The sequence below is a fragment of the Pseudomonas sp. ESBL9 genome, from assembly GCF_036668715.1.
GTDB lineage: Bacteria > Pseudomonadota > Gammaproteobacteria > Pseudomonadales > Pseudomonadaceae > Aquipseudomonas > Aquipseudomonas lundensis.
The window spans coordinates 274055-298011 of sequence record NZ_JAZEVV010000001.1 but is presented as its reverse complement, the minus strand read 5'-3'; the positions used below and the strand labels follow the sequence as shown (position 1 = coordinate 298011).

The following is a 23957-nucleotide window of genomic DNA, read 5'->3' as shown; positions in this document are numbered from 1 at the left end:
TGCCGGGCGCGTACAATCCCCGCTTTTGCGCCTACTACACGCTGGATGCACACTTGTGAACGCTGTTTCTGCTGATTTTGCTACCCCCCCTGTCAGCCGCCCTGCGCGGGTGCGCACAGAAGTGCGCGCCCTGCTTGCCTTGGCGCTTCCCATCATCATTTCCCAAGTGGCCACGACGGCCATGGGGTTTGTCGACGCCGTGATGGCCGGGCGCGTCGGGCCGCGCGATCTGGCAGCGGTGGCGCTGGGCAACTCGGTGTGGGTGCCGGTGTTTCTGTTGATGTCTGGGATTCTGCTGGCCACCACCCCGAAAGTCGCCCAGCGTTATGGCGCCAACACCCACGGCGAAATCGGCCCGATCGTGCGCCAGGCCCTGTGGCTGGCGTTCATCACCGGGCTGTGCGCGACCGGGATCCTGATGGTTGCCGAACCGTTGCTGCACTGGATGAAGGTCGCCCCCGACTTGATCGAGCCGTGCATGGGCTATTTGTACGGGATTGCCAGCGGCATGCCCGCGGTGGCGGTTTACTGCGTCTTGCGCGGGTTCAGTGACGGGCTGGGCAAAACCCGGCCGAGCATGGTGCTGGGCCTGATCGCGCTGGCACTGAACATTCCGCTCAACTACATCTTCATCTACGGCCATTTTGGCGTGCCGGCCATGGGCGGCGTGGGTTGCGGCTGGGCCACGGCGATCGTGATGTGGTTCATGGCCCTGGGCATGGTGGTCTGGACGATGCGCGGTGCGATCTATCAGTCGAGTCAGGTGTACAGCCATTTTGAATGGCCGAAGTGGCCGATTCTCAAGCGACTGCTCAGTGTCGGCCTGCCCATCGGTATCGCCGTGTTCGCTGAATCCAGCATCTTCGCGGTGATCGCCCTGTTGATCGGCAGCCTCGGCGCCACCGTGGTGTCGGGTCATCAGATTGCGCTTAACTTCAGTTCGCTGGTGTTCATGATCCCGTATTCGCTGGGCATGGCCATTACCGTGCGCGTCGGTCAGGCACTGGGCCGCCAGCAACCGCGCGAAGCCCGATTTGTGGCCGGCGTGGGCATGGGCACGGCGCTGATCTGGGCGTTCATCTCGGCCAGTTTGATTCTGTTGCTGCGCGGGCCAATTGCCAGTATTTACACCGCCGACCCCCAGGTGCTGGAAGTCGCCACGTTGTTGCTGGTGTTCGCGGCGCTGTTTCAGTTTTCGGACGTGATTCAGGTCACGGCGGCAGGCGCCTTGCGCGGCTATCAAGACACCCGGGTGACGATGATCATGACCTTGTTTGCGTACTGGGGCGTGGGGTTGCCCGTGGGGTATGCGCTGGGCCTGACTGACTGGCTGGGCGAGCCGAGCGGCCCGAGCGGGTTGTGGCAAGGCTTGATTGCGGGCCTGACCTGCGCGGCGCTGATGCTCAGCGTGCGCCTGGTGAGCAGCGCGAAAAAACGCATTCGCGCCGCCGGCAAATAACCGGCTGGCGCTTCAACCAAACGCTTGCTTGGCCGGGTTGCAGTGCAACCCTTCGCAGCCCTTGATAGCGGCTGCGGGTCACCTTGGGGTTCAGCCCTGCTTCTTACGGATCCAGTACAGGTAAGTCCCCGCTTCTTCTGTCTGACCGATCAGTTCATGGTCGAGAAACGCACAGAATTTTGGAATGTCCCGGCGCGTGGACGGATCGGTGGCGATCACCTTCAACAGGCCGCCCGGCACCAGGTCCCGAATGTGTTGGTGCAACATCATGACAGGCTCCGGGCAGTTGAGCCCGGTGGCGTCCAGCGTGCCGTCAACCGGCAGGTCAGCAAGAATCATCAGTAACTCCTGAATCAGCGAGATTTGGGTTTTTTGACGTCTATTCGACGCAAATGGCAGGTGACTTCTTCACGGTCGTGGTACAGCTGCTTGCAGCCGATCTCCACCGTGATGCCACGCGCCTTGAAGCCCTCAGCGATACGGTCGAGCAAACGCCGGACTTCGGCATAGCGCTGTTTCATCGGCAATTTGAGGTTGACCACCGCCTCACGGCAATGACCTTCGCCGATCCACTCTTCCAGCATCGCCGCATTGCGCGCGGGCTTTTCAACGATATCGCAGACCATCCAGTCCACCGGTTGACGCGGCTTGAAGGTAAAACCGTCGGCCATCAAGTGCTGGACCAGGCCGGTGTCCATCAGGCTTTCGGCCATTGGGCCGTTGTCGATAGCCGTGACCAGCATGCCGCGATTGACCAGCTGCCACGTCCAGCCGCCGGGCGCGGCGCCGAGGTCAACCCCGGTCATGTCGCTGTGCAGGCGATCGTCCCACTGGTCGCGAGGGATGAAATGGTGCCAGGCCTCTTCAAGCTTCAAGGTCGAGCGGCTCGGCGCTTCACGGGGGAACTTCAGGCGCGGTATGCCCATAGGCCACATTGCGCTGTTGTCGGACTCAGCCAGACCGAGAAACAACTCACGGCCACTTTTGACCGTCAGCAACAGGCGCGGCTTGCTGTCATCGTCTTCCACCAATTTGCCGGCTTTAATCAGCGCCTTGCGTAAATGGGCGTCAAACTTTTTACAGAAATTGGACAGCTCTTTGCCGTCATTGGTGTCGACCATTTCCAGCCATAGACTGCCGCATACCGGAAAACCGTCCATGCGGTCGAGGATCACGCTGATACGGTCGGTTTCGGGCAGGTCGACGAACGTGCCCCGCGCCCACTGGCGGGGGAAAATCAACTCGGCAAAACGCAAACCGCGCATCAGCCGCTCAGCGCCGCCTTCTTCGGTGCACACAAATTCGGCGCAGGCACTGGCCGGTTTGGCTTTGGCGTAGCCGGACACATTGAGGCGCGCGGCGTGCTCGGCGATTTCCGAGCAGACTTCACCCTCAAAACCGGGGCGGCAGTGCATAAAAACGGTGTTCATTGAATCACTCCTGGGCAGCTGACAAGGATTGGTCCGCTGCACAACCCTGCTTTGGAGCAAGGACTGTCACAAAAAGGCCGGCATGATAACTGAGATTGGAACCTTGAACTTGCCTAGGCAGTCCAGTTATTAGCCAGTTTGATGAATCAGGGCTAGGGTCTGTTCACGTTGCATAGCCGCCGCCCTATACCCCGTGGGCTTTCGTCCCGTCGGAGCGCGGCGTGCAATGACACGCGACCAGCCCCTAGGTTAGAAGCTCAGTTTGTTCCACACGATCCGTTACCGTGCGGATCTAAGGAGTCATTTCATGTCCTCCCTCGATAGCCTGAAGACCCTCTCTACCTTAAAAGTCGACGATAAGACTTATCACTATTTCAGCCTGCCATTGGCCGCCAATACGCTTGGCGATTTGAGCACGCTCCCCATGTCGCTCAAGGTGCTGCTGGAAAACCTGCTGCGCTGGCAAGACGATAAAACCGTCACCGAGTCCGACCTCAAGGCGCTCGCCGCCTGGCTCAAAGAGCGCCGTTCGGACCGCGAAATCCAGTACCGCCCGGCGCGGGTGTTGATGCAGGACTTCACCGGCGTGCCCGCCGTGGTCGATCTGGCAGCCATGCGCGCCGCGATGGCCAAGGCCGGTGGCGACCCGCAGCGGATCAACCCGCTGTCGCCGGTGGACCTGGTGATCGACCACTCAGTGATGGTCGATAAATTCGCCAGCCCCAGTGCCTTTGAACAGAACGTTGATATCGAGATGCAGCGCAACGGCGAACGTTATGCGTTTCTGCGCTGGGGCCAAAGTGCCTTTGACAACTTCAGCGTCGTACCGCCGGGCACCGGCATCTGCCATCAGGTCAACCTGGAGTACCTGGGCCGCACGGTCTGGACCAAGGAAGAAGACGGCCGCACGTACGCCTTCCCCGACACGCTGGTGGGGACCGACTCTCACACCACCATGATTAACGGCCTTGGCGTACTGGGCTGGGGCGTGGGCGGTATCGAAGCGGAAGCGGCGATGCTCGGCCAGCCGGTGTCGATGCTGATCCCGGAAGTGGTGGGTTTCAAACTCAGCGGTAAGCTCAAAGAAGGCATTACCGCCACCGACCTGGTGCTGACCGTCACGCAAATGCTGCGCAGCAAAGGCGTGGTCGGCAAATTTGTCGAGTTTTATGGCGACGGCCTGGCCGATTTGCCACTGGCCGACCGCGCCACGCTGGCCAACATGGCGCCCGAATATGGCGCAACCTGCGGCTTTTTCCCGGTGGATGACATCACGCTGGACTACCTGCGCCTGTCAGGTCGCCCCGAAGCCACGGTAAAGCTGGTCGAAGCCTATTGCAAAGCGCAGGGCCTGTGGCGCGAGCCGGGTCAGGAACCGGTGTTCACCGACACCTTGTCCCTCGACATGGGCACCGTGCAAGCCAGCCTGGCCGGGCCAAAGCGCCCGCAAGACCGCGTGTCGCTGCCGAACGTGGGTCAGGCCTTCGATGACTTCCTGAGCCTGCAATTCAAACCCACCAATAAAGAAGAAGGCCGCCTTGAGAGCGAGGGCGGTGGTGGCGTGGCGGTGGGCAATGCCGATTTGGTGGGCGAAGCTGAATACAGTTGGGAAGGCAAAACCTATCGCCTGAAAAATGGCGCCGTGGTGATTGCCGCAATCACCTCTTGCACCAATACCTCCAACCCGAGCGTGATGATGGCGGCCGGTCTGGTGGCCAAGAAAGCCGTGGAAAAAGGTCTGATGACCCAGCCCTGGGTCAAAACCTCCCTTGCGCCCGGCTCCAAAGTGGTCACCGATTACTACAAAGCTGCCGGGCTGACGCCTTATCTGGATCAACTGGGTTTCTCACTGGTGGGCTACGGCTGCACGACGTGTATCGGCAACTCCGGGCCGCTGCCTGACCCCATTGAAAAAGCCATCACCCAGAACGACCTGACCGTGGCTTCCGTGTTGTCGGGCAACCGCAACTTCGAAGGCCGTGTTCACCCGTTGGTGAAAACCAACTGGCTCGCCTCGCCCCCTCTGGTGGTGGCTTATGCGCTGGCTGGCAGTGTGCGCACGGACATCAGCAGCGAGCCGCTGGGCATGGGCAAGGATGGCCAACCGGTCTACCTGCGCGACATCTGGCCCAGCCAAAAAGAGATCGCCGATGCCGTGGCGCAGGTCAGCACCGCGATGTTCCACAAGGAATACGCCGAGGTGTTTGCCGGGGACGAGCAGTGGCAAGCCATTGAAGTGCCGCAAGCGGCCACTTACGTGTGGCAAGAGGACTCGACCTACATTCAACACCCGCCGTTCTTCGACGACATCAGCGGACCCTTGCCGGTCATTACCGACGTCAAGGCCGCCCGGGTGCTGGCCTTGCTTGGGGATTCGGTCACCACTGACCACATCTCCCCTGCCGGTAATATCAAGGCGGACAGCCCGGCCGGGCGCTACCTGCGCGAAAAAGGCGTCGAACCCCGGGATTTCAACTCCTATGGCTCACGCCGCGGCAACCATGAAGTCATGATGCGCGGCACATTCGCCAACATCCGCATTCGCAACGAAATGCTTGGCGGTGAAGAAGGCGGCAACACGCTTTACATCCCCACTGGCGAGAAGCTGTCGATCTACGACGCAGCCATGCGCTATCAGGCATCCGGCACGCCGCTGGTGGTGATTGCCGGTCAGGAATACGGCACTGGCTCCAGCCGTGACTGGGCCGCTAAAGGCACCAACCTGCTGGGGGTCAAGGCGGTGATTGCCGAAAGCTTCGAGCGTATCCACCGCTCCAACCTGGTGGGCATGGGTGTGTTGCCGTTGCAGTTCAAGCTGGACCAGAACCGCAAAAGCCTGAACCTGACCGGCAAGGAAACCCTCGACATTCTCGGCCTGACCGGCGCCCAGTTGCAGCCGCGCATGAACCTGACCCTGGTCATCACCCGTGAAGACGGGAGCCAGGAACAGGTCGAGGTGCTGTGCCGCATCGACACCCTGAACGAGGTCGAGTACTTCAAAGCCGGAGGCATTCTGCATTACGTGCTGCGTCAACTGATTGCCTCCTGACATCCGGGCGGCACTTACGACGTTTATTGATAAATCCGTAAAAGCCTGATCGTTATACTGACGCGCCCCGAACGCCCTTCGGGGCGTTTTTTTTAACGATCACTCAAGGGATTTTCATGCGTGCACTGCCTTGGCCTTATCTGGCCCTCTTAACCTTGGGCTACGGCCTGGCCCTGAGCTACGGCCAATTAAGCCTGCAAGTCATCACCGCCTTGTCATTGCTCATCATCAGCGGGCTCGCGGTGTTACAAACCCGTACTCCATACCTGCGCTATGCCGGGCACGGCCTGTTTGTGCTGCTGGCACTGGCGCTGGCCCTGCACTGGCTGCCGGGTTTTCACAACGGCCGCGCCATCGCCCCCGAACGGCTGACCGCCGATGCGGTGCCCTTCTCGATGTACCTGAACCTGGACAAACCGCTGATCGGGTTCTGGTTGCTGCTGGTGTGCCCGTGGATTGCCACGCGCTTCAACTGGCGTGCCTCGCTGGGCGCGACCTTGATGGGGCTGGCGCTGGCGGCAATGGGTGCGCTGGGCGGCGCCTTACTGCTGGGCATGATCGCCTGGGCACCGAAATGGCCAGCGCAGGGTTGGCTGTGGCTATTGAACAACCTGCTGCTGGTGACCCTGGTCGAAGAAGCGCTGTTTCGCGGCTATGTGCAAGGCGGACTGAGCCGCTGGTTCAAACAGCTGCCCTATGGCCAGACCCTCGCGCTGGTGATCGCCTCGCTGTTGTTTGGCCTGGCGCATTTTGCCGCAGGCTGGCAATGGATGCTGTTGGCGGGAATCGCAGGGCTCGGCTATGGTCTGGCCTACCGTTTTGGCGGCCTGGGGGCAGCGATTGCCACCCATTTGGGACTCAACGTGCTGCACTTTGTTTTTTTTACCTACCCGATGCTGATGCACTGAGCACCGAATCGCGGCCTGCGCGGCGCCCTCAATGGCGCCCGTTGACTGAAATATAAATTAAACAAATCCCACCCGACGCCGACACCCTTTCAAAGCCTTGCGGATTGAAACGACATGCGTAATAACCAGCCCATCACACAACGCGAACGCACATTCCCCGCTCAGCAACGGTTGATTTCCACGACCGACGCCAAAGGTGTGATCACGTATTGCAACGACGCCTTTGTCGAGATCAGCGGCTTCTCGCGTGATGAGCTGATGCGCGCGCCGCACAACCTCGTGCGCCATCCCGATGTGCCGCCAGCGGTCTTTGACCACATGTGGACCACCCTGAAAAAGGGCCTGCCGTGGATGGGCATCGTTAAAAACCGCTGCAAGACCGGCGACCATTATTGGGTCAATGCCTATGTCACGCCGGTGTTTGAAAACGAGCGTGTGGTGGGGTACGAGTCGGTGCGGGTCAAACCGACCGCCGAACAAATTCGTCGCGCCGAAGCCCTGTATTCGCGGATCAACCGCGGCAAGCCTGCGATTCCGCAGCGCGACAAGTGGCTGCCGGTGGTGCAGGACTGGCTGCCGTTCATTCTGGTCAGCCAGTTGAGCTTCATGATTGGCGCCCTGCTCACCTCCAGCTGGGGGTTTGCACTGGCGGCATTGTTGTCCATTCCGCTGGGCCTGCTGGGCCTGACCTGGCAGCAACGCGGGATCAAACGCTTACTGCGCCTGGCGGAACAGACCACGTCTGACCCGCTGATTGCGCAGATGTACACCGACAGCCGTGGCCCGCAGGCGCGTCTGGAGATGTCCATTCTCAGCCAGGAAGCCCGCCTGAAAACCTGCCTGACGCGCTTGCAGGACACCGCCGAGCACTTGAGCGATCAGGCCCGTCAGTCCGACGCCCTGGCGCATCAAAGCTCCAGCGGGCTTGAGCGCCAGCGCCTGGAAACCGAGCAAGTGGCCACCGCCGTAAACCAGATGGCGGCCACCACGCAAGAAGTGGCCAGCCACGTGCAACGCACCGCGGACGCCACCCAGGAAGCCAACCGCCTGACCAGTCGCGGCCGCGACATCGCCGGGGAAACCCGCGAAGCCATCGAGCGCCTGTCGGTGGTGGTCGGTGAAACCGGCGCGACCGTTACCCAGCTAGCCAAGGACAGCGATGAAATCGGCGGCGTGGTAGACGTGATCAAAGGCATTGCCGACCAGACCAACCTGCTGGCCCTCAATGCCGCCATTGAAGCGGCCCGCGCCGGGGAAATGGGCCGTGGCTTTGCCGTGGTGGCGGATGAAGTGCGCCAACTGGCGCAACGCACCAGCACCTCGACCGGCCAGATCCACAGCCTGATTGCCAAGCTGCAACAGACGGCAGCCAGCGCCGTGCAAACCATGGACGCCGGGCATCGTCAGGCCGAAGAAGGCGTGGCACGGGTCCTGGAAGCCGATCAGGCGCTGGTGGGGATCAGTGAAGCGGTGGCCAACATCACCGACATGACCACGCAAATTGCCGCCGCCACCGAAGAGCAAAGCTCGGTCGCAGAAGAAATCAGCCGCAACATCAGCACCATCGCTGACCTGGCTGACCAGACTTCCGATCAGGCCCAGCGCTCGGCGCAATTGAGCGAAGAACTGACCCAGACCGTGAACGTGCAGTACTCGCTGGTAGAGCGGTTTAACCGCTAAAGCCGATACCGTGTCGCCGCCGAACGCAGCCTCGTGCTGCCCGGCCGCGACTAGGCGGGTTTCAACCCGCTCACAATCCTGTCTGCCGCAGCCTCCAGATGCTGTGCATGGCTAAAGCCCGATGCTTTAAGCGGCTTCAAGTCATGGTCACCGGCCACCAACCAGTGCACCTCAATCGCCGGTGACAACGTATACGCCTCCACCGCTTCACGGTTGCCCAACGCATCGCGTTCGCCCTGCACGATCAGGGTCGGCGTCTTGACGTGCGCCAGGTGCGCCACCCGTGGTTTTTCCGGTTTGCCAGCCGCATAAAACGGGTAGCCCAGGCACACCAGCGCATCCACGCCCAGCTCATCTGCCAGCAGGCTGGCCATGCGCCCGCCCATGGACTTGCCGCCGATGGCAATTGGCCCAGCGACATGCCGTCGCACCTCGCCCACTACCTCACGCCAACATTCGAGTAACACCGGCTGCGGATTGGGAGGCCTTTTGCCACCATCGCGCCTGCGTTGCGCCATGTACGGGAACTCGAAGCGAAGTACGTTAACCCCGCGAACGGCAAGGCGTTCAGCCATTTCAGCCATCCACTGACTGTCCATCGGCGCGCCTGCACCATGGGCCAGGATCAAGGTCCAACCGGCGCCTTGCACAGCGCCATTCCAGAGCCAGCCGCGTTGCTGCACGCACTGCGCCCATTGATCCCCGTCAATACCGACATCACCCGCTACCCCCATGCTTGCCTCGCTTTTAGTCTGCCTATAACTCCAGGCGCGCGTTTGCACGCACCTGATCCGTGGATGGGGAACCATGAACACTTCTACAAGTACCGCCTACAACTACAAGGTGGTCCGCCAATTTGCCATTATGACGGTGGTTTGGGGCATCGTCGGTATGGGGCTCGGCGTTTTTCTCGCCGCGCAGTTGGTCTGGCCAGAACTTAACTTCAATTTGCCTTGGACAAGTTTCGGGCGCCTGCGCCCACTGCACACCAATGCTGTGATCTTCGCCTTCGGCGGATGCGCACTGTTCGCATCGTCGTTCTATTCGGTGCAACGCACCTGCCAGGCGACCTTGTTCGCGCCTAAAATCGCCGCGTTTACCTTTTGGGGTTGGCAGTTGGTGATTTTGCTGGCGGCGATCAGCCTGCCACTGGGCTTTACCAGCTCCAAGGAATACGCCGAGCTGGAATGGCCGATCGACATCCTGATCACCATTGTCTGGGTCGCGTACGCCATCGTGTTCTTCGGCACGATCATGAAGCGCAAGACCAAGCACATCTACGTGGGCAACTGGTTCTTCGGCGCGTTTATCGTGACCGTGGCGATTTTGCACATCGTGAACAACCTGGAAATCCCGGTCAGCTTCACCAAGTCCTACTCCCTCTACGGTGGCGCCACTGACGCCATGGTGCAGTGGTGGTATGGGCATAACGCTGTAGGCTTTTTCCTGACAGCGGGCTTCCTGGGGATGATGTACTACTTCGTGCCGAAACAGGCCGAACGTCCGATCTATTCCTATCGTTTGTCCATCGTGCACTTCTGGGCGCTGATCACCCTGTACATCTGGGCCGGTCCGCACCACTTGCACTACACCGCACTGCCGGACTGGGCACAGTCGCTGGGCATGGTGATGTCGCTGATTCTGCTGGCACCGAGCTGGGGCGGCATGATCAACGGCATGATGACCCTATCGGGCGCCTGGCATAAGCTGCGCAGCGACCCGATCCTGCGCTTTTTGGTCGTGTCGCTGGCGTTCTACGGCATGTCGACCTTCGAAGGCCCGATGATGGCAATCAAGACCGTCAACGCCCTCTCTCACTACACCGACTGGACCATCGGCCACGTTCACGCCGGCGCTCTGGGCTGGGTGGCCATGATCTCGATTGGCGCGCTCTACCACATGATCCCGAAAATCTTCGGTCGCCCGCAGATGTACAGCCTGGGCCTGATCAACGCCCACTTCTGGCTGGCAACCATCGGCACCGTGTTGTACATCGCCTCGATGTGGGTCAACGGCATCGCGCAAGGCCTGATGTGGCGCGCCGTCAACGAAGACGGCACGCTGACCTACTCCTTCGTCGAAACACTGGTGGCCAGCCACCCTGGGTTTGTCGTCCGCCTGATCGGTGGTGCGATCTTCCTCAGCGGCATGTTGCTGATGGCTTACAACACTTGGCGCACCGTGCGTAACGCCGAGCCCGCTGAAGTCGTAGCCGCCGCGCAGATGGCCTGAGGAGTTCGTGATGAAACATGAAGTCGTAGAGAAGAACATTGGCCTGATGCTGTTGCTGATGATTCTGTGTGTGAGTGTCGGCGGCCTGACGCAGATCGTGCCGCTGTTTTTCGAAGACGTGACCAACACCCCGGTGGAAGGCATGAAGCCTTATACCGCGTTGCAACTGGAAGGCCGGGACATCTACATCCGCGAAGGCTGCGTTCAGTGCCACTCGCAGATGATTCGTCCGTTCCGTGCCGAGACCGAACGCTACGGTCACTACTCGGTCGCCGGTGAAAGCGTCTGGGATCACCCGTTCCTGTGGGGTTCCAAGCGTACCGGTCCGGACCTGGCCCGCGTCGGCGCCCGGTACTCCGATGACTGGCACCGTGCGCACTTGTACAACCCGCGCAACGTCGTGCCCGAGTCGAAGATGCCTGCCTACCCATGGCTGGTGGCCACACCGGTCGATGACAGCCATACCCAAAAGAAACTTGAAGTGATGCGCATGATGGGCGTGCCGTACACCGACGAAGACATCGCCGGTGCCAAGGATGCGGTCAAGGGCAAGACGGAAATGGACGCCTTGGTGGCTTACCTGCAGGGCCTCGGCACTGCGATCAAGAGCAAGAGGTGAGCCATGGTCTTCGAGATGAGTAGTGGAATGATTCGCGGCCTGGGCACTGTCGTGGTGGCAGTGGCCTTTATCGGCCTGGCGTTGTGGGTGTTCAGCCCGCGTCGCAAGTCGGAATTCGAAGACGCGACCTTGCTGCCATTCAAGGACGATCCGCAAGCCATCAAACACGTCGAGCAAGAACAAGCGTCTAGGAGTAACAAAGCATGACCACCTTCTGGAGTATCTATATCAGCGTGCTGACGATCGGCACGTTGATTGGCCTGACCTGGCTGCTGGTCGGTACGCGCAAGGGTGAAACCAAGGGCGAAACCGTCGAGACCATGGGCCATGCCTTTGACGGCATCGAGGAATACGACAACCCGCTACCGCAATGGTGGTTCATGTTGTTTGTCGGCACGCTGGTATTTGGCGTCGGCTACCTGATCCTCTACCCCGGCCTGGGCAACTGGAAAGGCCTGCTGCCGGGTTATGAAAACGGCTGGACCGGCGTCAACGAATGGCAAAAGGAAATGGACAAGGCCGATGCCAAGTTCGGCCCGATTTTCGCCAAGTACGCCGCCATGCCTGTGGAGCAAGTCGCTCAGGACCCGCAAGCCCTGAAAATGGGCGGTCGCCTGTTCGCCTCCAACTGCTCGGTATGCCACGGTTCGGATGCCAAAGGCGCGTTCGGCTTCCCTAACCTGGCCGACAACTCATGGCGTTGGGGCGGCGATGCCGACACCATCAAGACCACCATCATGGGTGGCCGCATGGCTGCCATGCCGGCCTGGGGCGAAGTGTTGGGCGAAGACGGGGTCAAGAACGTAGCGGCTTATGTGCGTCATGACCTGGCAGGCCTGCCGTTGCCGCAAGGCACCACGGTGGATCTGGCCGCAGGCAAGCAAGCGTTCGACACCACGTGTGTGGCGTGCCACGGGGCAACCGGCAAAGGGACACCGATCATGGGTGCGCCTGATCTGACCCAACCGGCTGCCTTCATCTATGGCACCAGCCTGGCGCAGTTGCAACAAACCATCCGTCACGGCCGTCAAGGTCACATGCCGGCGCAGAACGAATTGCTGGGCAACGACAAGGTGCAACTGCTGGCGGCCTACGTGTTCAGCTTGTCCCACGGTAAGCAAGAGGAAAAATCAGCGGAATAATTTCCGGACATTTCCTGCCGCATCATTTTGGTGCGGCAGTTCCCGCCTCAAAGCGCGACCAAGTGTCGCACCTCTCAGCCGTCCTTTATTGCTCTCTCGCCATTCAGGACTAAGCTCTTAATTCTGCGATTCGGCGTGCGCCGGGTTCAGGTCAAGCGAAAAAAATCGGTCAGTTGAAGGGCAGTGTTTCCGGCCACACGGTTGGGTTTATACCGGCTATCGTCGATTGCGGTCTTCGCCATGATGTCGTCGTGCCTTATTCCCGCCCGGTTTTGTCCGTCCCACCCCCCTTCGCCTGCGTGCTCCATGCGGTTGATTTTCGTGGCGGAATTTATCCCTACGAAGCGTGTGGAAAGGGCGCAGAATCAGCGTTGGAAAGCATTGACCGAGGTCATGCTGCGTTGCAATAACCCTACGCTTTATACATACTTGCGCCCGATTTTTACTCCTAATAAAACACCTAAACCGTGGAACCTTAGAATGAGCACAGCAATCAGTCCGACTGCTTATAACTATAAGGTAGTCCGCCAGTTCGCCATCATGACGGTGGTCTGGGGGATCCTTGGCATGGGGCTCGGGGTTTTCATCGCTTCACAACTTGTGTGGCCTGAATTAAACCTTGGCCTTGAGTGGACGACCTTCGGCCGTCTGCGTCCCTTGCACACCAACCTGGTGATTTTCGCCTTCGGTGGTTGTGCATTGTTCGCCACCTCTTATTACGTCGTGCAGCGCACCTGCCAGACGCGCCTGATCTCCGATACCCTCGCCTCCTTCACCTTCTGGGGTTGGCAAGCGGTGATCGTCGGCGCCCTGATCACGTTGCCGCTGGGTTACACCACGACCAAAGAATACGCAGAGCTGGAATGGCCTTTGGCTATCCTGCTGGCCATCGTTTGGGTGGTCTACGGCATTGTGTTCTTCGGGACCATTACCAAGCGCAAAACCAAGCATATCTACGTGGGTAACTGGTTCTACGGTGCATTCATCATCGTGACGGCCATGCTGCACATCGTGAACCACGCTTCCCTGCCCGTGACGTTCTTCAAGTCCTACTCGGCCTATGCCGGTGCGACCGACGCCATGATTCAGTGGTGGTATGGCCACAACGCCGTGGGTTTCTTCCTGACCACAGGCTTCCTGGGGATGATGTATTACTTCGTTCCCAAGCAGGCCGAGCGTCCGATCTACTCGTACCGCCTGTCGATCGTGCACTTCTGGGCACTGATCACCCTGTACATCTGGGCCGGTCCGCACCACTTGCACTACACCGCACTGCCGGACTGGGCTCAGTCGCTGGGCATGGCCATGTCGATCATCCTGCTGGCACCCAGCTGGGGCGGCATGATCAACGGCATGATGACCCTGTCGGGCGCCTGGCATAAGCTGCGCACCGACCCGATCCTGCGCTTTTTGGTGGTTTCGCTGGCGTTCTACGGCATGTCGACCTTCGAAGGTCCGATGATGGCCATCAAGACCGTCAACTCGTTGTCGCACTACACTGACTGGACCATCGGCCACGTTCACGCCGGCGCTCTGGGCTGGGTGGCCATGATTTCGATCGGCGCCCTGTACCACATGATCCCGCGCCTCTACGGGCAAAAGGCCATGTTCAGCACCAGCCTGATCAACACCCACTTCTGGCTGGCCACTATCGGTACGGTGTTGTACATCGCCTCGATGTGGGTCAACGGCATCACCCAGGGCCTGATGTGGCGCGCCATCAACGACGACGGCACCCTCACGTACTCGTTCGTCGAAGCGCTGCAAGCCAGCCATCCGGGCTTTATCGTTCGCGCCATCGGCGGTGCTTTCTTCGCCAGCGGCATGCTGTTCATGGCGTACAACGTGTTCCGCACGGTACGCGCCTCGAACCCGGTAGAAGCTGAAGCAGCCACCAAGATCGCTGTCGTTGGAGCCCACTGATGAAGCACGAAACAGTCGAGAAGAACATCGGCCTGATGGCCTTCTTCATGGTCATCGCCGTGAGCATTGGTGGTTTGACCCAAATCGTTCCGCTGTTCTTCCAGGACGTGACCAACACGCCCGTCGAAGGCATGAAGCCGCGCTCGGCACTTGAACTCGAAGGCCGCGACATCTACATCGCCAACGGTTGTGTTCAGTGCCACTCGCAAATGATCCGCCCGTTCCGTGCTGAAACCGAACGTTACGGCCACTACTCGGTCGCCGGTGAAAGCGTCTGGGATCACCCGTTCCTGTGGGGTTCCAAGCGTACCGGTCCGGACCTGGCCCGCGTCGGCGGCCGTTACTCCGATGACTGGCAGCGTGCGCACTTGTACAACCCGCGCAACGTGGTGCCTGAATCGGTCATGCCCGCGTATCCGTTCCTCGTGGAACGCAAGCTGGACGGCAAGGACACCGCGAAAAAAATGGAAGTATTGCGCACGCTCGGCGTCCCTTACACCGACGAAGACATCGCCGGTGCCAAGGATGCAGTGAAGGGCAAAACCGAAATGGACGCACTGGTGGCTTACCTCCAGGGCTTGGGCACCATCATCAAAAGCAAACGGTGATCTAGATGGATATCGGGATGATTCGTGGCCTGGGCACTGTCGTCGTGATGGTGGCTTTTATCGGTTTGGCACTGTGGGTATTCAGCCCGCGGCGCAAGTCGGAGTTTGAAGACGCAACCCTGTTGCCGTTCAAGGATGATCCCGAAGCCATCAAGCACGTCGAGCAAGAGCAAGCTTCTAGGAGTAACAAAGAATGACTACGTTCTGGAGTCTGTACGTTACAGTCCTCACTCTGGGTACCATCTTCGCCTTGACCTGGTTGTTGTTGGCCACCCGCAAGGGGCAACGCAGCGAACAGACTGACGAGACAGTTGGGCACTCTTACGACGGGATTGAAGAGTACGACAACCCGATGCCGAAATGGTGGTTCATGCTGTTTGTGGGCACCGTGATTTTTGCCTTGGGCTACCTGGTGTTGTACCCGGGCCTGGGTAACTGGAAAGGCCTGCTGCCGGGCTACCAGTACCTCGACCTACAAAAGGAAACGCCGTTTGCCAATGGCCAGACGGGCTGGACCGGGGTTCACGAATGGGAAAAGGAAATGGCCAAGTCGGACGCCAAGTTTGGTCCGATCTTCGCCAAATTCGCTGCCATGCCCATTGAAGAAGTCGCTAAAGATCCGCAAGCACTGAAAATGGGCGGCCGTTTGTTTGCGTCCAACTGCTCGGTGTGCCACGGCTCCGACGCCAAGGGCGCGTACGGCTTCCCTAACCTGACCGACGCCGACTGGCGCTGGGGTGGTAGCCCGCAAGAGATCAAGGCCACCATCATGGCCGGCCGCCACGCGATGATGCCGGCTTGGGCCGACGTGATCGGCGAGCAGGGCGTAAGCGACGTAGCCGCTTACGTGCTGACTCAACTGGACGGCCGCAAGCTGCCAGAAGGCGCCAAGGCTGATCCGGCCAAAGGCAAAGAGCTGTTCGCCACCAACTGCGCCGTGTGTCACGGCCCGGAAGGCAAAGGCAACCCGCTGATGGGCGCCCCCAACCTGACTCACCCGGGCGCGTTCATTTACGGTTCGAGCTTCGCTCAACTGCAGCAGACCATCCGTTACGGCCGTGAAGGCCAAATGCCTGCTCAAGCGGATCTGCAAGGGAACGACAAGGTTCACTTGCTGGCCGCTTACGTGTACAGCCTGTCCCACGGTGAAGACGCCAAGGCCGCTGAATAACCCAGTGGTTTGACCGCGTTGACAAAGAGCCCCGCCACCCTGTGTTGGCGGGGCTTTTTTACGCCCTCAGAAACGGCACGTAACCCAACTAAACCGCTCTGGCCAAGCACGCTGCGGGCTTTTCGGCCTGTAGGCAGGCACTGAAGTCAATTGATCTGTGTCATGACTTGTTACAACTGCTATACCAAGTTCTGTTTTTTCGGAACGCGACCAAAGGTCGCACCCTTGAGCTAGAGTCACAGGCGTATCATTGCGCCACTGCAACACCTTCTGACTGCGGCCGGCACGCACTGGTCGCGGCATTTTTCCACTGCCGTGGGACGCACTAATGAGTAATCAGATTCCAGTACACGATGTAACGCCACCTGCCAAGAAGGCACCTGAAAGCGTCAACCTCTATGCTGCCCGGGAAAAAATCTACACCCGCGCATTCACCGGTTTGTTCCGCAATTTGCGAATGGTCGGGGGGGCTGTGCTGTTTTTGCTGTACTTCGGCACTGTCTGGCTCAACTGGGGCGGCCACCAGGCTGTCTGGTGGAACCTTCCGGAACGTAAATTCTTCATTTTTGGCGCCACCTTCTGGCCACAGGATTTCATCCTGCTGTCGGGCTTGCTGATCGTCGCCGCCTTCGGCCTGTTCTTCATTACCGTGTACGCCGGGCGTGTATGGTGTGGCTATACCTGCCCGCAGAGCGTGTGGACCTGGGTCTTCATGTGGTGCGAAAAAGTCACTGAAGGTGACCGCAACCAGCGCATCAAACTCGACAAAGCGCCGATGAGCGCCAACAAGTTCGTGCGCAAGCTCAGCAAGCACAGCCTGTGGCTGCTGATCGGCTTTGTCACTGGCATGACCTTTGTCGGCTACTTCTCCCCCATTCGCGAACTGGTGATCGATTTCTTCACCGGTCAGGCCGATGGCTGGGCGTATTTCTGGGTCGGTTTCTTCACCCTCGCCACCTACGGCAACGCCGGATGGCTGCGCGAACAAGTGTGCATTTACATGTGCCCGTATGCGCGCTTCCAGAGCGTGATGTTCGACAAAGACACGTTGATTGTTTCCTACGACCCGCGTCGCGGTGAAGTCCGTGGCCCGCGTAAAAAGGACGCAGACTACAAGGCTCAAGGCCTGGGCGACTGCATTGACTGCACCATGTGCGTGCAGGTGTGCCCGACCGGGATCGACATCCGTGACGGCCTGCAGATCGAATGCATCGGCTGCGCGGCCTGCATCGACGCCTGCGACAGCATCATGGACAAGATGAACTACCCGCGCGGCCTCATCAGCTACACCACCGAGCACAACTTGTCCGGGCAAAAAACCCATAAGCTGCGCCCTCGCCTGATCGGTTATGCGCTGGTGCTGCTGACGATGATGGGCCTGCTGGCTGCTGCCTTCTTTACCCGCAGCCTGGTCGGGTTCGATGTCAGCAAAGACCGCGTGCTGTACCGCGAAAACGCTGAAGGCCGGATCGAAAACGTCTACAGCCTGAAGATCATGAACAAGGACCAGCACGACCACACGTACGTGCTCGATGCCACGGGTCTGCCGGACCTGAAACTGCAAGGCAGGCGCGAGATCAAGGTCGCGGCGGGCGATATCGTCAGCATGCCGGTCGAGTTGTCGATTGCCCCAGAAGCACTGCCGTCCAGTACCAACGAGGTGTATTTCATTCTCAAGGACGCGGACAACAGCGACATCAACGTAAAAGCCAAGAGCCGCTTCATCGGCCCCCAAATCAGATAAGAGAGCCTTGCCATGCCAGCACCAAAACCCTACAGCCCCTGGTACAAACACCTGTGGCCGTGGATCATCATTGCCATCCTGGCCTGCTCGGTGACGCTCACGCTGTCGATGGTCACCATCGCCGTGAACAACCCCGATCATCTGGTCAATGACAACTACTACGAGGCTGGCAAAGGCATCAACCGTTCGCTCGACCGCGAACTGCTGGGTCAGCAGCTCAACCTCAAGGCGACGTTGCACCTGGATGGCATGACCGGTGAAGTGGTGCTGCTGCTCGACGGCAACAGCCACCCGAAAACGATTGAACTGAACCTGATTTCCCCGACCCAGCCCGAAAAGGACCGCAAGGTGCCGCTGACACAAAGTGAATCGGAGCCGCGCCGTTACATCGGCCAGCTGGATGACAAGGTTGAAGGGCGCCGTTTCGTCGAGCTGCTGGGCGTTGAAGATGGCAAGACCTGGCGCCTGTTTGAGGAAGAAGAAGAAGTCGGTCACGACAAAGACCTGTTGCTGGGTGACGAGCCCCTGCAAGGCGCTGAAGTCCACTCCAAACAGTAACAACGTTGCCCGCAAGGCCGCCGTGACAGGGAAACGCGAACCCTGCCACGCTGGCCTCGCGGGCAATGATGTATGTTCAGCGCACAGCCTCGCGACAGACTGCCATGACCACTCCCGTACCCTGCTATCACTGCGCCCTGCCCGTTCCGCCCGGCAGTCGCTTCACTGCGGTCGTTCTCGGGGAAACCCGCGAGTTCTGCTGCCCCGGCTGTCAGGCCGTGGCCGAAGCCATCGTCGCCGGCGGGCTGGAAAGCTATTACCAGCACCGCAGCGAAGCCTCCGCCAACCCTGAAGCGCTGCCGGTGCAGTTGGTCGAAGAACTGGCCCTGTATGACCGCCCCGACGTGCAACAACCGTTTGTGCGGCATGAAGGCGAGCAGGCTGAAACCACCCTGCTGATTGAGGGCATCAGTTGCGCGGCCTGTGGCTGGCTGATTGAAAAACACCTGCGCCGCTTACCGGCCGTGAGCGAGGCACGGCTGAACCTGTCCAATCACCGCCTGCATGTGCGCTGGGCCGACAGCCAGTTGCCGCTGAGCGAAGTGCTCAGCGAACTGCGCCACATCGGCTATGCCGCCCACCCGTATCAGGCCGACCGCGCCACCGAACAACTGGCCAGCGAAAACCGCCTGGCCCTGCGCCAATTGGGCGTCGCCGGGCTGCTGTGGTTTCAAGCAATGATGGCAACCATGGCCACCTGGCCCGAATTCAACATCGACCTCAGCCCCGAGATGCACACCATCCTGCGTTGGGTCGCGCTGTTTCTGACCACCCCGATCGTGTTTTACAGCTGCGCGCCCTTTTTCAAAGGCGCCATGCGCGACCTGCGCACCCGACACCTGACCATGGACGTGTCGGTGTCGCTGGCCATCGGCGGTGCTTACATCGCCGGTATCTGGACTGCCATTACCGGCATTGGCGAACTGTATTTCGACGCCGTGGGCATGTTTGCGCTGTTCCTGCTGGCCGGGCGCTACCTCGAACGACGTGCCCGGGAGCGCACCGCTGCCGCCACTGCGCAATTGGTCAATCTGCTGCCCGCCTCTTGCCTGCGCCTGAGCCCTGACGGGCAAAGCGAGCGCATCCTGCTGACCGAACTCAAGGTCGGTGACCAAGTACTGGTGCATCCCGGCTCGATCCTGCCCGCCGATGGCAAGATCCTCGACGGGCAATCCAGCATCGACGAATCACTGCTGACCGGCGAATACCTGCCACAGCCCCGCAGCCCCGGCGACGCGGTCACGGCGGGCACGCTGAACGTCGAAGGCGCCCTGACCATTGAAGTGCTGGCTCTGGGCCAGGACACACGCCTGTCGGCTATCGTGCGCCTGCTCGACCGCGCCCAAAGCGAAAAACCGCGCCTGGCGGAAATAGCCGACAAGGCCGCGCAATGGTTTTTGCTGTTCTCGTTGCTCGCGGCGGCCGCCATCGGCGTGGTGTGGTGGCAACTGGACCCGTCCCGCGCGTTCTGGATTGTGCTGGCCATGCTGGTAGCAACCTGCCCGTGCGCCCTCTCGCTGGCGACCCCCACCGCGCTCACGGCGGCCACCGGCACGTTGCATAAGCTGGGCCTGCTGCTGACACGCGGGCACGTGATCGAAGGCTTGAACCAGATCGACACCGTGATTTTCGACAAAACCGGCACCTTGACCGAAGGCCGTCTGGCGCTGCGGGCCATTCGCCCCCTGCGTGATCTGGACAGCGACCACTGCCTGGGGCTGGCCGCTGCGCTGGAAAATCGCTCCGAACACCCGATTGCCCGCGCTTTCGGTCGCGCACCCCACGCCGCAGAGGAAGTGCACAGCACGCCCGGCCTGGGTCTCGAAGGGCGCGTGGGTGCGCAGCGCTTGCGCATCGGCCAGCCGGGGTTTGTCTGTGAACTGAGCGGGACGGCCGTGCCGGACATGCCGCAGGAGCCTGGCCAATGGCTGCTGCTGGGGGACGCTCAGGGGCCGCTGGCCTGGTTTGTCCTCGATGACCGCTTGCGCGCTGACGCCCCGGCGCTGCTGGCGGCCTGCAAGGCCCGCGGCTGGCGCACGCTGCTGCTGTCGGGCGATACCTCCCCGATGGTCGACAGTGTGGCGGCCGAGCTGGGGATTGATGAAGCGCGCGGCGGCCTGCGCCCCGACGACAAACTGCACGTGCTGCAACAGTTGCATGCCCAGGGCCGCACCGTGCTGATGCTCGGTGACGGGGTCAACGACGTGCCGGTGCTGGCCGCTGCCGACATCAGCGTGGCCATGGGATCGGCCACTGACCTGGCGAAAACCAGCGCCGATGCCGTGCTGCTGTCCAATCGGCTCGAGGCATTGGTGCAAGCCTTTGGCCTTGCCCGGCGCACACGTCGGGTTATCATCGAAAACCTGTTGTGGGCAGGCCTGTACAACGGCCTGATGCTGCCCTTTGCGGCGCTGGGCTGGATCACCCCCGTGTGGGCCGCCGTGGGCATGTCCATCAGTTCACTGATCGTGGTGTTGAACGCCTTGCGCCTGACGCGTATGCCGAAGCCCGCCAGCCTTCAACCTACCCTCGATCCTCAGCCGATGCCGGCCTGAAACGGCCGTCCGGAGTTCTTATGCCAGCGCTTTACGTCATGATTCCCGCGGCCTTGCTGATTGTCGGGGTCGCCATTTACATCTTCTTTTGGGCGGTGGACAGCGGCCAGTACGACGACCTGGACAGCCCGGCCCACAGCATTCTGTTTGACGACCAAGACCCGCAGCACACCGCCGCCGTCGACGAGGCCAAAGGCCTGCACCCGGACGCGCCCAAAGACGACGATCAAATAGCGCCGCCCCATGCTTGAATTGGCGCCGCTGCTGGTTTCAGCCGTCATCCTCGGCCTGTTGGGCGGTGGCCATTGCCTGGGCATGTGCGGCGGGTTGATGGGCGCCCTGACCCTGGCGATTCCGAAAGAACAACGCAGCCGACGCTTCAGGTTGCTGCTGGCCTACAACCTCGGTCGAATCCTCAGCTATGCCGCAGCCGGTTTATTGCTTGGGCTCGCAGGCTGGGCCGTGGCCAATAGCCCGGCGGCGCTGTTCATGCGCATCCTCGCGGGCGTGCTACTGATTTGCATGGGCTTGTACCTGGCGGGCTGGTGGAGCGGGCTGACGCGCATTGAAAGCCTGGGGCGCGGCCTGTGGCGTCATATTCAGCCGATTGCGACGCGTCTGCTGCCGGTATCGAGCCTGCCGCGCGCTTTGCTGCTGGGCGCACTCTGGGGCTGGCTGCCGTGCGGACTGGTGTACAGCACCCTGATCTGGTCAGCCAGCCAGGGCAGCGCGACCGACAGCGCGCTGTTGATGCTGGCGTTTGGCCTTGGCACGTGGCCCGTGTTGCTGGCCACGGGGCTGGCGGCCGAACGTGTCACGGCCCTGCTGCGCAAGCGCAGCGTGCGCATGACAGGCGGCATGCTGGTGATCCTGTTCGGCATCTGGACCCTGCCCGGCCCGCACCAGCATTGGTTAATGGGGCATTGAATCGGGCAGCGTGACGCCCCGTGCGGTGCAGGCTGCTACAAAGCTGCAACCACAGCTCTTGATGCAAATCAAGATGCAACAGTGACCCACCCCCTAGACTGCCGAGCATTGCCAGCCATCCCGGGGGAATGCCCGCATGCTCGACGCCATTCGTTGGGACTCAGATTTAATTCGCCGTTACGACATGGCCGGACCGCGCTATACCTCGTATCCCACAGCCATGCAGTTCAACAGCCAGGTCAGCCCGTTTGACCTGTTGCATGCGTTGCGAGAAAGCCGCAAGGCGTTGCGTCCTCTGTCGTTGTATGTGCACGTGCCGTTTTGCGCCAACATTTGCTATTACTGCGCCTGCAACAAAGTCGTGACCAAGGACCGGGGCCGCGCACAGCCCTATTTGCAACGCCTGGAGCAGGAAATCCAGCAGATCGCCTGCCACCTCGACCCCCACCAAAAGGTCGAGCAGTTGCACTTTGGCGGTGGCACGCCGACGTTCCTCAGCCATGACGAACTGCGCCAGTTAATGGCCAAGCTGCGCCAGCATTTCAACCTGCTGGACGATGACTCCGGCGACTACGGCATCGAGATCGACCCGCGCGAAGCCGACTGGTCGACCATGGGGCTGTTGCGCGAGCTGGGGTTCAATCGGGTCAGCATCGGCCTGCAAGACCTCGACCCGCAGGTACAACGGGCCGTGAACCGCTTGCAAAGCCTGGAAGAAACCCGCGCGGTGATTGACGCGGCGCGCACCCTGCAATTTCGCTCGATCAATATCGACCTGATCTACGGGCTACCGAAACAGACGCCCGAGGCATTTGCGCGCACGGTCGACGAAGTGATTAACCTGCAGCCGGATCGTTTGTCGGTGTTCAATTACGCGCACTTGCCTGAACGCTTCATGCCACAGCGCCGGATCAATGCCAGTGATTTGCCGTCCCCTGCCGACAAGCTGCAGATGCTGCAAAACACCATCGAGCAACTGACCAAAGCCGGTTACCGCTACATCGGCATGGACCACTTCGCCCTGCCGGATGACGAACTGGCCATTGCCCAGGAAGAAGCCACGCTGCAACGCAATTTCCAGGGCTACACCACCCACGGTCATTGCGACCTGATCGGGCTCGGGGTATCGGCCATCAGCCAGATCGGCGATTTGTACTGCCAGAACAACAGCGATCTGGCGCAGTACCAGACCACGCTGGCCAGTGCCCAACTGGCCACCAGCCGCGGGCTGATCTGCAACCAGGACGACCGGATCCGCCGCGAAGTGATTCAGCAAATCATCTGCAACCTGCACTTGCCGTTTGCACGCATCGAGCAGGCGTTCAACATCGACTTCAGGGGGTATTTCGCGGCCCAGTGGCCCGCACTGGAAGCGATGGCGCAAGACGGCCTGATCGCACTGGACAGTGACCAGTTGACCGTTCTGCCGGCGGGGCGGTTATTGGTGCGCTCGGTGTGTATGGTGTTTGATGCGTACCTGGAGCAACAAAACCGCCAGCGCTATTCGCGGGTTATTTAGCGGCTAACGAAGCGGCCTTGAGCGCGTCGTCGCTGCTCATGTCTTTCATGGCCTTGGCCAGGCTCGCGTTCAGCGTGATCAGACTGGCCGTCAGGCTGGAAATCTCACCCTGCAATGCCGACGCTTGAGCCTTGGCCTGTTCCGGGCTCAGGCTGCTGTTGGTCAACACTTGTTGCAGTTGCTGCTGCTTCTCGGCGATCTGCTTTTTGACGTCGCGAATCATCTTCAGCAGTTTCTGAATGTTGTCGGGCAAACCGCTGTCTTCAATGTCGCTGTTGTCAGCTTTCTGCGCCCCGGCCGCTTTCAGGGCGGCGCCCGAAATGGTGACCGACACGCCTTCAGCGGGAGTCGTGGCGTCCACGTCAAGTTTCGCGTCTTTGTCGGCTGTTTTCTGACCCTGCGTGTTCTGCACGGGCGCCGGGATGTGCAACAT

General features: G+C 60.6%; 22 protein-coding genes. 18 read left to right on the top strand and 4 right to left on the bottom strand.

Annotated elements, in window-relative coordinates; translation table 11 throughout:
• Positions 1-55: 55 nt before the first annotated feature.
• On the top strand, positions 56-1459 hold the full coding sequence (locus V6F78_RS01250) for an MATE family efflux transporter (RefSeq protein WP_047292881.1): 1404 nt from the start codon (positions 56-58) through the stop codon (positions 1457-1459).
• 90 nt (positions 1460-1549) lie between these two features.
• Here the strand turns inward: V6F78_RS01250 and tusA are convergent, their stop codons facing one another.
• Both tusA and rlmM read right to left on the bottom strand, forming a co-directional pair.
• Positions 1550-1798: a sulfurtransferase TusA gene (tusA, locus tag V6F78_RS01245; RefSeq protein ID WP_047277650.1), complete on the bottom strand. Its 249-nt coding sequence runs from the start codon at positions 1796-1798 to the stop codon at positions 1550-1552.
• 14 nt (positions 1799-1812) lie between these two features.
• Positions 1813-2889, bottom strand: coding sequence for a 23S rRNA (cytidine(2498)-2'-O)-methyltransferase RlmM (rlmM, locus tag V6F78_RS01240; RefSeq protein WP_048377011.1), 1077 nt, complete (start codon positions 2887-2889; stop codon positions 1813-1815).
• A 307-nt stretch (positions 2890-3196) separates the two neighbouring features.
• On the opposite strand from rlmM, the gene acnA reads away from it, so the two are divergent.
• From acnA to V6F78_RS01225, 3 genes are all read left to right on the top strand, one after another.
• Positions 3197-5938, top strand: coding sequence for an aconitate hydratase AcnA (gene acnA / locus V6F78_RS01235; RefSeq protein ID WP_047292878.1), 2742 nt, complete (start codon positions 3197-3199; stop codon positions 5936-5938).
• A 116-nt stretch (positions 5939-6054) separates the two neighbouring features.
• Positions 6055-6846, top strand: a complete 792-nt coding sequence (locus tag V6F78_RS01230) for a CPBP family intramembrane glutamic endopeptidase (RefSeq protein ID WP_095008523.1) — start codon at positions 6055-6057, stop codon at positions 6844-6846.
• Between the two features lie 114 nt (positions 6847-6960).
• Positions 6961-8526, top strand: a complete 1566-nt coding sequence (locus V6F78_RS01225; protein ID WP_047275216.1) for a methyl-accepting chemotaxis protein — start codon at positions 6961-6963, stop codon at positions 8524-8526.
• Positions 8527-8576: 50 nt separating this feature from the next.
• Here V6F78_RS01225 and V6F78_RS01220 read toward each other — a convergent pair whose 3' ends face one another.
• Entirely contained in the window at positions 8577-9260 is a 684-nt protein-coding gene (locus V6F78_RS01220) for an alpha/beta family hydrolase (RefSeq protein WP_048377008.1), read from the bottom strand.
• A gap of 73 nt (positions 9261-9333) precedes the next feature.
• On the opposite strand from V6F78_RS01220, the gene ccoN (V6F78_RS01215) reads away from it, so the two are divergent.
• The 14 genes from ccoN (V6F78_RS01215) to hemN all read left to right on the top strand — a co-directional run bounded on the left by ccoN (V6F78_RS01215) (position 9334) and on the right by hemN (position 23524).
• Complete coding sequence (gene ccoN, locus V6F78_RS01215) at positions 9334-10758, top strand: cytochrome-c oxidase, cbb3-type subunit I (RefSeq protein WP_047275220.1); 1425 nt, start codon at positions 9334-9336, stop codon at positions 10756-10758.
• A 10-nt stretch (positions 10759-10768) separates the two neighbouring features.
• Positions 10769-11377 (top strand): cytochrome-c oxidase, cbb3-type subunit II, encoded by a 609-nt coding sequence (gene ccoO / locus V6F78_RS01210; RefSeq protein ID WP_047275222.1) that lies wholly within the window; start codon positions 10769-10771, stop codon positions 11375-11377.
• Positions 11378-11392: 15 nt separating this feature from the next.
• Positions 11393-11584 carry a cbb3-type cytochrome oxidase subunit 3 gene (locus V6F78_RS01205; protein ID WP_080960194.1) on the top strand — a complete coding sequence of 64 codons (192 nt, stop codon included), beginning with the start codon at positions 11393-11395 and terminating at the stop codon, positions 11582-11584.
• Positions 11581-12519 (top strand): cytochrome-c oxidase, cbb3-type subunit III, encoded by a 939-nt coding sequence (gene ccoP / locus V6F78_RS01200; RefSeq protein WP_047275226.1) that lies wholly within the window; start codon positions 11581-11583, stop codon positions 12517-12519. Before V6F78_RS01205 ends, ccoP (V6F78_RS01200) begins: the two co-directional genes overlap by 4 nt.
• 480 nt (positions 12520-12999) lie before the next feature.
• Positions 13000-14442, top strand: coding sequence for a cytochrome-c oxidase, cbb3-type subunit I (ccoN, locus tag V6F78_RS01195; protein WP_047275228.1), 1443 nt, complete (start codon positions 13000-13002; stop codon positions 14440-14442).
• Positions 14442-15050, top strand: a complete 609-nt coding sequence (gene ccoO, locus V6F78_RS01190; RefSeq protein WP_047275230.1) for a cytochrome-c oxidase, cbb3-type subunit II — start codon at positions 14442-14444, stop codon at positions 15048-15050. Before ccoN (V6F78_RS01195) ends, ccoO (V6F78_RS01190) begins: the two co-directional genes overlap by 1 nt.
• Positions 15051-15055: 5 nt before the next feature.
• The gene (locus tag V6F78_RS01185) at positions 15056-15247 is read left to right on the top strand and encodes a cbb3-type cytochrome oxidase subunit 3 (protein ID WP_080960189.1); all 192 of its coding nucleotides are present in this window, start codon (positions 15056-15058) and stop codon (positions 15245-15247) included.
• Entirely contained in the window at positions 15244-16221 is a 978-nt protein-coding gene (gene ccoP, locus V6F78_RS01180) for a cytochrome-c oxidase, cbb3-type subunit III (protein ID WP_047292874.1), read from the top strand. Before V6F78_RS01185 ends, ccoP (V6F78_RS01180) begins: the two co-directional genes overlap by 4 nt.
• Before the next feature lie 328 nt (positions 16222-16549).
• Positions 16550-17965 (top strand): cytochrome c oxidase accessory protein CcoG, encoded by a 1416-nt coding sequence (gene ccoG, locus V6F78_RS01175; RefSeq protein WP_047275235.1) that lies wholly within the window; start codon positions 16550-16552, stop codon positions 17963-17965.
• A 12-nt stretch (positions 17966-17977) separates the two neighbouring features.
• Positions 17978-18523: a FixH family protein gene (locus tag V6F78_RS01170; protein WP_047280410.1), complete on the top strand. Its 546-nt coding sequence runs from the start codon at positions 17978-17980 to the stop codon at positions 18521-18523.
• A gap of 104 nt (positions 18524-18627) precedes the next feature.
• The gene (locus V6F78_RS01165; RefSeq protein ID WP_047292870.1) at positions 18628-21078 is read left to right on the top strand and encodes a heavy metal translocating P-type ATPase; all 2451 of its coding nucleotides are present in this window, start codon (positions 18628-18630) and stop codon (positions 21076-21078) included.
• 20 nt (positions 21079-21098) lie between these two features.
• Positions 21099-21329 (top strand): cbb3-type cytochrome oxidase assembly protein CcoS, encoded by a 231-nt coding sequence (gene ccoS / locus V6F78_RS01160; RefSeq protein ID WP_070414730.1) that lies wholly within the window; start codon positions 21099-21101, stop codon positions 21327-21329.
• On the top strand, positions 21322-22005 hold the full coding sequence (locus tag V6F78_RS01155; protein ID WP_047282560.1) for a sulfite exporter TauE/SafE family protein: 684 nt from the start codon (positions 21322-21324) through the stop codon (positions 22003-22005). The genes ccoS and V6F78_RS01155 overlap by 8 nt, the downstream gene beginning before the upstream one ends.
• A gap of 136 nt (positions 22006-22141) precedes the next feature.
• Complete coding sequence (gene hemN, locus V6F78_RS01150) at positions 22142-23524, top strand: oxygen-independent coproporphyrinogen III oxidase (RefSeq protein WP_047277668.1); 1383 nt, start codon at positions 22142-22144, stop codon at positions 23522-23524.
• On the opposite strand, the gene V6F78_RS01145 is transcribed toward hemN, so the two are convergent.
• On the bottom strand, positions 23517-23957 hold the full coding sequence (locus V6F78_RS01145; RefSeq protein ID WP_047275380.1) for a hypothetical protein: 441 nt from the start codon (positions 23955-23957) through the stop codon (positions 23517-23519). The two genes, hemN and V6F78_RS01145, sit on opposite strands and share 8 nt — an antisense overlap.

Excerpts from the sequence above, each read along its gene's own strand:
- tusA (WP_047277650.1), bottom strand. The coding sequence starts at position 1,798 with ATGATTCTTGCTGACCTGCCGGTTGACGGCACGCTGGACGCCACCGGG.
- rlmM (WP_048377011.1), bottom strand. The coding sequence starts at position 2,889 with ATGAACACCGTTTTTATGCACTGCCGCCCCGGTTTTGAGGGTGAAGTC.
- acnA (WP_047292878.1), top strand. The coding sequence starts at position 3,197 with ATGTCCTCCCTCGATAGCCTGAAGACCCTCTCTACCTTAAAAGTCGAC.
- V6F78_RS01230 (WP_095008523.1), top strand. The coding sequence starts at position 6,055 with ATGCGTGCACTGCCTTGGCCTTATCTGGCCCTCTTAACCTTGGGCTAC.
- V6F78_RS01225 (WP_047275216.1), top strand. The coding sequence starts at position 6,961 with ATGCGTAATAACCAGCCCATCACACAACGCGAACGCACATTCCCCGCT.
- V6F78_RS01220 (WP_048377008.1), bottom strand. The coding sequence starts at position 9,260 with ATGGGGGTAGCGGGTGATGTCGGTATTGACGGGGATCAATGGGCGCAG.
- ccoN (WP_047275220.1), top strand. The coding sequence starts at position 9,334 with ATGAACACTTCTACAAGTACCGCCTACAACTACAAGGTGGTCCGCCAA.
- ccoO (WP_047275222.1), top strand. The coding sequence starts at position 10,769 with ATGAAACATGAAGTCGTAGAGAAGAACATTGGCCTGATGCTGTTGCTG.
- V6F78_RS01205 (WP_080960194.1), top strand. The coding sequence starts at position 11,393 with ATGAGTAGTGGAATGATTCGCGGCCTGGGCACTGTCGTGGTGGCAGTG.
- ccoP (WP_047275226.1), top strand. The coding sequence starts at position 11,581 with ATGACCACCTTCTGGAGTATCTATATCAGCGTGCTGACGATCGGCACG.
- ccoN (WP_047275228.1), top strand. The coding sequence starts at position 13,000 with ATGAGCACAGCAATCAGTCCGACTGCTTATAACTATAAGGTAGTCCGC.
- ccoO (WP_047275230.1), top strand. The coding sequence starts at position 14,442 with ATGAAGCACGAAACAGTCGAGAAGAACATCGGCCTGATGGCCTTCTTC.
- V6F78_RS01185 (WP_080960189.1), top strand. The coding sequence starts at position 15,056 with ATGGATATCGGGATGATTCGTGGCCTGGGCACTGTCGTCGTGATGGTG.
- ccoP (WP_047292874.1), top strand. The coding sequence starts at position 15,244 with ATGACTACGTTCTGGAGTCTGTACGTTACAGTCCTCACTCTGGGTACC.
- ccoG (WP_047275235.1), top strand. The coding sequence starts at position 16,550 with ATGAGTAATCAGATTCCAGTACACGATGTAACGCCACCTGCCAAGAAG.
- V6F78_RS01170 (WP_047280410.1), top strand. The coding sequence starts at position 17,978 with ATGCCAGCACCAAAACCCTACAGCCCCTGGTACAAACACCTGTGGCCG.
- V6F78_RS01165 (WP_047292870.1), top strand. The coding sequence starts at position 18,628 with ATGACCACTCCCGTACCCTGCTATCACTGCGCCCTGCCCGTTCCGCCC.
- ccoS (WP_070414730.1), top strand. The coding sequence starts at position 21,099 with ATGCCAGCGCTTTACGTCATGATTCCCGCGGCCTTGCTGATTGTCGGG.
- V6F78_RS01155 (WP_047282560.1), top strand. The coding sequence starts at position 21,322 with ATGCTTGAATTGGCGCCGCTGCTGGTTTCAGCCGTCATCCTCGGCCTG.
- hemN (WP_047277668.1), top strand. The coding sequence starts at position 22,142 with ATGCTCGACGCCATTCGTTGGGACTCAGATTTAATTCGCCGTTACGAC.
- V6F78_RS01145 (WP_047275380.1), bottom strand. The coding sequence starts at position 23,957 with ATGTTGCACATCCCGGCGCCCGTGCAGAACACGCAGGGTCAGAAAACA.